This window comes from Micromonospora sp., from assembly GCF_048594385.1.
GTDB lineage: Bacteria > Actinomycetota > Actinomycetes > Mycobacteriales > Micromonosporaceae > Micromonospora > Micromonospora wenchangensis.
On record NZ_JBMDWU010000517.1, the window covers coordinates 1 to 8,385 of the forward strand.

Sequence of the window (8,385 nt, forward strand, 5' to 3'; positions counted from 1 at the left end):
CGGCCACCAGCACGGTGGCCAGCGCCGTCGCGCCCGCGCCGACGAGCCGGCGGCGTCGGCGCAGCCGCCGGCCGTCCCGCATGATCACGGTCAGGTCGAGATCCTCGGGGTACGGCCGTTCGGTCGCCCGCATCGCCCGGCGCAACTGCTCCAACTCGGTCATCGGCCGGTCCCCTGGGCCGCCGGGATCCCGGTGGCGCGCAGCTTCTGCAACGCCCGGGAACCGGTGCTCTTCACCGTGCCGAGCGATACCCCCAGTTCGCGGGCCACCTGCGCCTCCGGTAGGTCGAAGTAGTAGCGGAGCACCACGATGGCCCGCTCGCGGGCGCTGAGCGCGCCGAGGATGTCGAGCAGCCAGCGGCGGGTGGCCACGTCGTCGGCGACGTCGCCCCGCCGCTGCTCGGGCAGGTCGTCGGTGGGGTACTCCCGGATCGGCCGCCGCCACCCGTCGACGAGGTGGTTGACCAGCACCGTGCGGGCGTACCCGTAGGCGTCCTGGTCGCGGAGCCGCGACCAGGACGCGTACGTGCGGACCAGGGCGGTCTGCGCGGCGTCCTCGGCCTGGTGGTGGTTGCCGGTCATCAGGAACGCGGCGTGTCTGAGCCGCCCGGAGGCGGACCGGGCGAACTCGACGAACTCGGCGTCACCCCGGGCCATGCCCGCTCTTCCCCATTGCCACGCCGGACAGGACGGGCGGGGGCACCGAAAGGTTGAGTCCCGACGGGATCAACTGTTCCGGCGGGCCGCCCGTCCTTCCCGCTGCCCGACGCCGCCCGGCGGCGGGCGGAGGAGGCACCATGGCGACGAAGGGTAGCGCCCGGCGCGGACGGCCGGTGACGGCGCTGCTGATGGCGGCCTGGCTGAGCGGCTGCGGAATGCCGGCGGCGGCACCGCCCTCCCCGGCCGGGTCGACGGCGACACCCGCCCCGGCGGGGTCCGACCGGGCGGACGGGTCCGCCCAACCGGTCGGATCGGTCGCCGGGACGCCCGCCCGGTCCGGGCCCGCCCCGGTCGGCTACCCGGCGGACGGGACCAACCGCTGGCAGGTCGCGGCCGGCGAACCGGCGGCACCCCGGGGCACCGGCCGGTTGCTGCGGTACCGGGTGGCGGTGGAGCGCGACATCCGGGGGCTGCCGGTGGCGGAGTTCGCCGCCGAGGTCAGCGCGACGTTGACCGCCCCGCAGGGGTGGACCACGGGCGGGACGCTGCGGCTGTGGCGGGTCGGCCCCGGCGGGCCGGCCGACTTCACCGTCCACCTGGCCACCCCGGGCACCCGTGACGAGCTGTGCGGGGACGCGGCGGACGGGTACACCTCGTGCCGCAACGGCGACCGGGTGGTGATCAACGTGGCCCGCTGGGTGAAGGGGGTGCCGGGGTACGGCGCGGACCTGGCCGTCTACCGGCGGTACGTGGTCAACCACGAGGTCGGGCACCGGCTCGGCCACGGCCACGAGCGGGGCCCGGGGCGGGGCCGGCCGGCCCCGGTGATGCAGCAGCAGACGCTGGGCCTGCACGGGTGCACCGCCAACGCCTCGCCGTACCGGGACGGTAGGCGCTACTCCGGGCCGCCCGGCGCGTACGCCGACCGGATCCCCCCACCCGAGCCGGGCCGCCGGGCCTGACGGCCGCCGGGCCGCACCCCGCGGCTGCGCCAGGGCTGCGACGGACCCCGGGAGGCGTCGGAGCGAGGGCGCAGCGGCCGGACCGGCCGGGGGCGGCGGGGGCTGCGTACCATGCGGGACCGGGCATCCCCTCGTCCGGTGGAGGTAGCGACGGATGGCAGGCCAGCAGGACGGATACGCCCTCGGCGTCGACCTGGGCACGTCCAACACGGTGGCCGTGCTGCGCTGGCCGGACGGGCGGACCCGACCGCTGCTGGTCGACGGGCAGCCGATCCTCCCCTCCGGGGTCTACGCCGACACCGAGGGCCGGTTGCACGTCGGCCGGGACGCCCAGCGGCTGGCCCAGGCGGACCCGACCCGGTACGAGCCGAACCCGAAACGCCGGGTGGACGAGCCGACGGTCCTCCTCGGCGACCGGTCGTACGCCCCGGCGGAGCTGCTCGCCGCGACCCTGTGGACGGTCGCCGAACAGGCGGTGGCGACGGTGGGGTTCCTGCCCCCGGCGGTGCTCACCTATCCTGCCGCCTGGGAGGCTCCCCGGCGGCAGGTGCTGCACGACGCGTTGGCGCTGGCCGGTTGGCCGTCGGCCGCCGAGCACACCATGTCCGGTCCGGTGCCGGTGGGCACCCGGCTGCTGCGGGAACCGGTGGCGGCGGCCCGCTACTACACGGAGGTGCTGCGGCGGCCGGTGCCGGTGGGCGAGTCGGTGGCGGTGTTCGACTTCGGCGGCGGCACCCTGGACGTGGCGGTCGTCCGTAACGAGGGCGCCGACCCGTGGGGCGACTCGGGTTTCACGGTGATCGCCACCGGCGGGATGGCCGATCTCGGCGGGCTGGACCTCGACGCGGCCCTGCTCGCCCGGGTCGGCGAGCTGGTCGGTGACGGGCAGGCGGCGCTCTGGGCCCGGCTGACCCGACCGGAGACGACCGGGCAGTGGCGGGACCGGCAGCAGCTCTGGGACAACGTGCGCGGCGCGAAGGAGATGCTGTCCCGGGTCGCCGTGGCCCCGGTCGCGGTGCCCGGCCTGGAGACCGCCGTCCCGCTCGGCCGGGCCGAGCTGGAGCAGCTCGCGACTCCCCTGCTGACCCGGGCGGTCGCCCGGACCCGGGAGGTGGTCGCCGAGGCGGGCCTCACCCCGGACCGGCTGGCCGGGTTGTTCCTCGTCGGCGGCTCGTCCCGGGTGCCGCTGGTGGCCCGGCTGCTGCACGCCGAGCTGGGGGTCGCGCCGACCGTGCTGGAGCAACCCGAGCTGCCGGTGGCCGAGGGGGCGCTCACCGACCTGCCGCTACCCCGGCCGGGCCGGCGTCCCGGGTCGGCCGGCGCGGCCGGGCCCGCCCCGGCACAGCCGTCGCCCACCCCGGCACAGCCGTCGGCCGAACTGGCACAGGCGTCGCCCGCCCCGGCGCAGGCGTCGGCCGCTCCGGCACAGGCGTCGGCCGCTGGGACGCACTACGCCGCGCCGGGGGCACCCGACGCCGCGTCCGCCCCGGTCGGTCCGGGTGACGGCCGACCTGCCAACGCGGCCGCCACCCTGCCGGGGGGCGCAGCGCCCGCCGGCCCGGGCCACATCCTCCCGTCGGGTCCGGGCCACACCCTCCCGCAGGAACCGAACGCGACCCTGCCGGCGGGACCCGGCGCGACCCTGGTGGCCGGGGCGGGCACTGCGTTCGGTGGGACACCGGTGGTCGGATCAGGCGCGACGCCCGTGCCGACCCCGGGTGGGATGCCGCCGGACGGGACCGTGCCGGGCGGCGTACCGGCCCAGGGCGGGTATCCGACGGGCTGGCCGGGCGTACCACCGGGGGCGGTGCCACCACCGGGGACCGGTGCCGGCCCCTCGACGCCGGTGCGGCGCGGGCGTCGCCGGCTGTGGATCGGGCTCGGTGCGGGGCTGGCGCTGCTCGGCGTGCTCGGCGCGGCGGCCCTCTGGTTCACCCGGGACCGTTACCCGGCGTTGGAGTTCCACACGCTCACCGAGGTGGCCCGGCCCGCCGCCGGTGGGGACCGGCCGACGGCGATGTTCACCGCCGTGCTCGGTGACCGCGCCTACCTGGCCTACGAGCTTTCCGACAACCGGTTGACCGTGGTGGCGGTCGACGCCGGCACCGGGAAGCAGGCATGGCGGAACACGATCGCAGCGGGTAGTGAGCGGTGGAAGGGGGTCCGGGCGGTGCCGGGGGCGGTGCTGGTCGTCGCGGACGCGGCCGGCGACAGCACCCCCCGCGACGTGGTGGTGCTCGACGCCGGCGACGGCAGGGAACGGTGGCGGTTGCCGGTGCAGGGCGACGATGCGGTGCACGTCACCCCGGAGCGGCTGGTCTGGGTGGACCGCGCCGGCAGCCGCCTGGTCGGGCTGCGGCTGCGCGACGGCCGGCAGGAGTGGACCCTGGACAACCCCCGCAGCGAGTACGGCGACACCCGCACCACGGTGCTGCGGGTGGGCACCGCGCAGAGCGTGGTCGGTCCCGCCGGGTTCGACGGCACGTCCGACACCCCCTGGCTCGGCGACGCCGACCGGCTGGTGCAGGTGGGTGCCGACCGGTCGGTGCGGGTGCTCGACATGGACAGCGGCGAGGTGGTGCGTCGCCGCGACGGGGTCGCCGACGTCAGCGACCGGATGGTCGCGTCCGGCGACCGGTTGTACGTGGTGGCGGAGGACCGGGGATACAAGCTGCTCGGTTACGACCTGGGCAGCTTCGCCGAGCCGACGGTGCTCTACAGCGCCGGTGAGCAGCGGCGGGTCACCACGCTGGTGGCCTGCGGCGAGCACCGGGCCTGCCTGCTGGAGGTGCCGGAGGGCGACGCCGACCGCACGGAGGTGGTCGCGGCCACCGAGGGCAAGGGCAGTCGCCGCTGGGCGGCGCCCGGCGGACAGGGCCTGGTGCCGGTGGGTGAGCACCTGCTCGTACGGCGGGAGCTGCCGAAGACCTCGGTGAGCCTGTTCGACCCGGCCGGGAAGGCGGTGCTGACCGACCGCAAGGGCGTCGCGGCCCGGGTCGACGCCGGCAACCTGCTGGTCTTCGCCGAGACGCCGAGCAGCGTCGAGGACGACCGGAGCCTGGCCGGGGTGTCGAAGTCCGGCGGGCTGACCGAGATGGGGCAACTGCAGGGCGTCCGCAGCGAGTCGTGCGCGTGGAACACGTCGGTGATCGTCTGCGGGGCGGAGCGGGACTTCGTGCTGTACCGGTTCGCCGGGGACGGCTGAGGGCCGGGGACGGCTGAGCCGCCGGGGACGGCTGAACGGCCGGACACCACTGCGCCACCGGCTGCCACGGGGGCGGTCGGTGGCGCAGCGGCCCGGAGGGCGGTCGGTGGGTCAGCCGCCGAGGCTGGCGGCGGCCGAGGCGATCGATGCGGCGAACGTGCTGACCTGGGTGTAGACGCCGGGGGCGTTGGGCCGGGCGCAGCCGTCGCCCCAGCTGACGATGCCGACCTGGATCCAGGCGTTGGCGGCGTCGCGGCGGAACATCGGGCCGCCGGAGTCACCCTGGCAGGTGTCGGTGCCACCGCTGGCGTAGCCGGCGCAAATCTCCTCGGCGGGGATCAGCTCGCCGGGGTAGGAGGACGAGCAGCTCGCGTCGCTGACGAACGGCACGGTGGCCTTGAGCAGGTACCGCTGCTGCGCGCCACCCTCCCGGGCGGCACCCCAGCCGGCGACGGTGAAGGTGCCGTTGTCGTACGCGGTGGTGGTGGCGATGGGCAGGGTGGCCTGCGAGGTGACGGGGGTGGCGAGCCGGATGAGCGCCCAGTCCTTGCCGCTGCCGTTGTAGCCGGGGGCCCGGTAGACGTAGTTGGACTTGACCTGGATACGGCTGCTCGACTGGAGGTCGACCGCGCCGAGGGTCGCGGTGATGCTGGTGTTCGTGCCGGTGCGGTTCACGCAGTGGGCGGCGGTGAGCACCAGCCGGGGGCTGTAGAGCGCCCCGCCGCAGCCCATGGAGAGCCGGACCATGAACGGGAACTCGCCCTGCGCGGCCCGGGTGCCGCCGACGACGGACGGGGCCGCGTCGGGGGTGGGCGCGGCGGTGGCCGGGGCGGTCAGGACGAGCGACCCGGCGGTGATCGCCACGATCGTGGCGGCCATCCGGCCGGTGAGACTGCGCCAACGGTTCACGGGGGCCTCCAACCCTCGGCGGCGCGCCTCGTGGGGGCGCCGGTTCGATGGCGGGAGCCTAGAGCGGCGAATCGACGTGCATCAACATCCTGTTGGGGTCATACGATCGCGGCCCGGCGGTGCGGCGCGGCGCGCGGGATCACCCGGCCGGGCGGGGATGAAGCCGGGGCGGCGGGGTATGCCAGCGCCCGGCCTGGAGGAGTCGACCGGTGTCGCGGGCAACCCCGCGACCGGACGCGGGCGGACCGGGTCACCACCCGGCCCGCCCGCCGTACCGGAGGTCGGGTGGCTCAGTTGCCGGTGACGAAGTTCCAGGCGTCCATCACCCACTGGGTCTGCTGCAGGTAGGCGATGCCCACCCCGGCCAGGAAGATCCCGGTCACCAGGTGCGCGCCCCGGGCGCTGCGGCGGACCCGGCCGAGCTGGCGTTCCAGGATGACCCGGCCGAGTAGCCGGGACAGCGCGAACAGGCCGGCCGCCACCAGCAGGCTGAGCAGGAAGGTCAGCAGCGGAGCGCCGAGGTCGCCCCGGCCGGAGATGGCCCAGATGCCCCAGCAGACGAAGGCGAAGAGGGCGCCGGCCGCGCTCCACTCGCCACCCCGGCGCAACTGCTCCACGTGCCAGCTCATCGGCCGGCGCGGCGCGGCGGGCTCGGACCAGCCGGACTGGTCGTGCTCGTGCCCGACCACCGGGAACGGCTCGGTGCGCGGAGCCCGGGGCTGCCCCACCGAGGCCACGCCCCGGCGGAACGGTTCCCGCTGCGGTGGCACCCCGACACCGGGCTGGGGTGGCACCTCGACGGTCCGCTCGGCCCACGGCTGTGTCTGGTCTGCCATCTTGTTTCCTCCCCATGACCGGTGCCGGCCGTCGACCGGTCCACCGTCTTCGAGGGTAGCGAGCGGACAAACTGCCGCGCCCGGCCCGGCCCGGCGGAGGCCACCGGACGGTACGGTCGGGACATGGTGGAGGCGGAGCGGCGGCGACGCCGGCTCCGGCCCCAGCCGGAGCCCACGCCCGGCGGCGGGGAGCCGCCCACGGCGGCGACGGCCGAGGTGCACGACGAGGCCCCACCGCCACGGGCCCGCCGGGCCCCGGGCGGCGAGGACGGCGAGCGGGGGCTACGCGGGCTGGTCGGTTCCGGCTCGTCGCAGGTCAGCGTCCGGGCGGCGCTACGGGCCCGGGACGCGGCCCGCCCCACCGAGCAGGACCTGGCCGAGGCCGAGGAACGCCTGGTGATCATCCGGCGGAACTGGGTGCCCCGGGAGGACCTGCCCCGTTCGGGTCGGTGACCGGGCCGGCCGGTGACCGGCCCGGTCGACGGATCGCCGGCAGCAGCCCGGCGCGGGCGGCGGTCAGGACAGGTCGGCGGGGGCGGGCAGCTCGGGCAGCTCGCGGGTGCGCTCGTACTCGGCCACCTGGGCGATCCGCCGGGCGTGCCGCTCGTTGCCCGAGAACGGGGTGGTGAGGAACGCCTCGACGATGGCGGCGGCCTCGTCGAGGGTGTGCTGGCGGGCACCGACGGCCACCACGTTGGCGTCGTTGTGCTGCCGGCCGAGCTGGGCGGTCTCGATGCTCCAGGCCAGCGCCGCCCGGACGCCGGCGACCTTGTTGGCGGCGATCTGCTCGCCGTTGCCGGAGCCGCCGATGACCACGCCCAGGCTGCCCGGGTCGGCCACCACCCGGTCGCCGGTGTGCAGGCAGAAGGTCGGGTAGTCGTCGTCGGGGTCGAAGGCGTGCGGGCCGACGTCGACCAGCTCGTAGCCCTGCTTGGCCAGGTGATTGGCCAGGTGCACCTTCAACTCGAAACCGGCGTGATCGGATCCCAGGTAGACGCGCATACCGGGCAGTCTGTCAGGGCCGCGCCCCGGCCCGCCGTGGGGGCGGCGTGCCGGGGCGGATTCGTCACAGGATCTAGCGGGGCAGCTCGGCGACGACCAGGCCGCCGCGTGCCTTCGGGGTGAACCAGGTGCTCTTGCGGGGCATCTTCTCCCGGGCCAGGTTCACCGCGACGAAGTCGTCCACCGTCACCGGGGCGATCAGGACGGCGAGCTCGGCCCGGCCGGCGTCGACCTCGCTGGTGAGCCAGCTCGCCGGGTAGTCGCCGCCGACGTAGGTGATCCGCTTGTCGCCCGGGTCGAGGCCGAGGGCGTCACGCAGCAGCAGCCGCTCCACCAGGGCGTGGTCGAGGTTCTCCAGCCGGGCGGCGTCCGCGTCGTGCGGCAGGGTCACCGCGTACCCCTGGCCGGCGAGGCGGAGGTGCACGGTGCCGCCGGCCGCCGGGACCTCGACCGGGCCGTCGACCGGGGCGAGCTGCGCCCCGGCGGCGCGCAGCCGGTCAAGCAGCTCGTCGGGGGTGCAGGGCAGCTCGCTGACCAGCCGGTTGTAGGGCTGGATGGCGACCGACGCCGGGGTGGTGACCACCGCGAGGAAGCGCGGGAAGCCGCCGGTCTGCGCGGCCAGGCTGCGGTGGTTGCCGTCGGCGACCACCAGTTCGCCGCCGCCGGCCAGCGCGGTCAGCGCGTCCTGCTCGGGGCCGGGGCCGAGCAGCCAGATGGCGTGCGTGCGGCCGGCCTGGTCGGTGTCGGTGGCGGCCGGCGCGCCCGCCGTGTCGGTCGCCGTCGCGAGCGCGGCGTGCAGCTCGTCACCGCG

Annotated in this window: 8 protein-coding genes; 3 read left to right on the forward strand and 5 right to left on the reverse strand. The window is 76.3% G+C overall.

Going from position 1 to position 8,385, the window contains the following annotated elements:
* Positions 1-159: 159 nt before the first annotated feature.
* Positions 160-657, reverse strand: coding sequence for a SigE family RNA polymerase sigma factor (locus ACOJTC_RS27530; RefSeq protein ID WP_420119064.1), 498 nt, complete (start codon positions 655-657; stop codon positions 160-162).
* A 140-nt stretch (positions 658-797) separates the two neighbouring features.
* Here ACOJTC_RS27530 and ACOJTC_RS27535 point away from each other — a divergent pair, with 140 nt between their 5' ends.
* Both ACOJTC_RS27535 and ACOJTC_RS27540 read left to right on the forward strand, forming a co-directional pair.
* Positions 798-1,622 carry a DUF3152 domain-containing protein gene (locus tag ACOJTC_RS27535; protein ID WP_420119065.1) on the forward strand — a complete coding sequence of 275 codons (825 nt, stop codon included), beginning with the start codon at positions 798-800 and terminating at the stop codon, positions 1,620-1,622.
* A 154-nt stretch (positions 1,623-1,776) separates the two neighbouring features.
* Positions 1,777-4,827 carry an Hsp70 family protein gene (locus tag ACOJTC_RS27540; protein WP_420119066.1) on the forward strand — a complete coding sequence of 1,017 codons (3,051 nt, stop codon included), beginning with the start codon at positions 1,777-1,779 and terminating at the stop codon, positions 4,825-4,827.
* Between the two features lie 111 nt (positions 4,828-4,938).
* Here ACOJTC_RS27540 and ACOJTC_RS27545 read toward each other — a convergent pair whose 3' ends face one another.
* Both ACOJTC_RS27545 and ACOJTC_RS27550 read right to left on the reverse strand, forming a co-directional pair.
* Entirely contained in the window at positions 4,939-5,736 is a 798-nt protein-coding gene (locus ACOJTC_RS27545; RefSeq protein ID WP_204928035.1) for a serine protease, read from the reverse strand.
* A 290-nt stretch (positions 5,737-6,026) separates the two neighbouring features.
* The gene (locus ACOJTC_RS27550; RefSeq protein WP_204928036.1) at positions 6,027-6,572 is read right to left on the reverse strand and encodes a hypothetical protein; all 546 of its coding nucleotides are present in this window, start codon (positions 6,570-6,572) and stop codon (positions 6,027-6,029) included.
* 123 nt (positions 6,573-6,695) lie between these two features.
* Between ACOJTC_RS27550 and ACOJTC_RS27555 the strand changes: the two genes are divergently transcribed.
* Positions 6,696-7,025 (forward strand): hypothetical protein, encoded by a 330-nt coding sequence (locus ACOJTC_RS27555; protein WP_420119067.1) that lies wholly within the window; start codon positions 6,696-6,698, stop codon positions 7,023-7,025.
* Positions 7,026-7,088: 63 nt separating this feature from the next.
* On the opposite strand, the gene ACOJTC_RS27560 is transcribed toward ACOJTC_RS27555, so the two are convergent.
* Together ACOJTC_RS27560 and ACOJTC_RS27565 are read right to left on the reverse strand one after the other, a co-directional pair.
* Positions 7,089-7,574 carry a ribose-5-phosphate isomerase gene (locus ACOJTC_RS27560; protein ID WP_088647123.1) on the reverse strand — a complete coding sequence of 162 codons (486 nt, stop codon included), beginning with the start codon at positions 7,572-7,574 and terminating at the stop codon, positions 7,089-7,091.
* Between the two features lie 73 nt (positions 7,575-7,647).
* On the reverse strand, positions 7,648-8,385 hold a 738-nt coding region (locus ACOJTC_RS27565; protein ID WP_420119068.1), incomplete at its 5' end, for a DUF1015 family protein.

Excerpts from the sequence above, each read along its gene's own strand:
- ACOJTC_RS27540 (WP_420119066.1), top strand. The coding sequence starts at position 1,777 with ATGGCAGGCCAGCAGGACGGATACGCCCTCGGCGTCGACCTGGGCACG.
- ACOJTC_RS27530 (WP_420119064.1), bottom strand. The coding sequence starts at position 657 with ATGGCCCGGGGTGACGCCGAGTTCGTCGAGTTCGCCCGGTCCGCCTCC.
- ACOJTC_RS27560 (WP_088647123.1), bottom strand. The coding sequence starts at position 7,574 with ATGCGCGTCTACCTGGGATCCGATCACGCCGGTTTCGAGTTGAAGGTG.
- ACOJTC_RS27555 (WP_420119067.1), top strand. The coding sequence starts at position 6,696 with ATGGTGGAGGCGGAGCGGCGGCGACGCCGGCTCCGGCCCCAGCCGGAG.
- ACOJTC_RS27535 (WP_420119065.1), top strand. The coding sequence starts at position 798 with ATGGCGACGAAGGGTAGCGCCCGGCGCGGACGGCCGGTGACGGCGCTG.
- ACOJTC_RS27550 (WP_204928036.1), bottom strand. The coding sequence starts at position 6,572 with ATGGCAGACCAGACACAGCCGTGGGCCGAGCGGACCGTCGAGGTGCCA.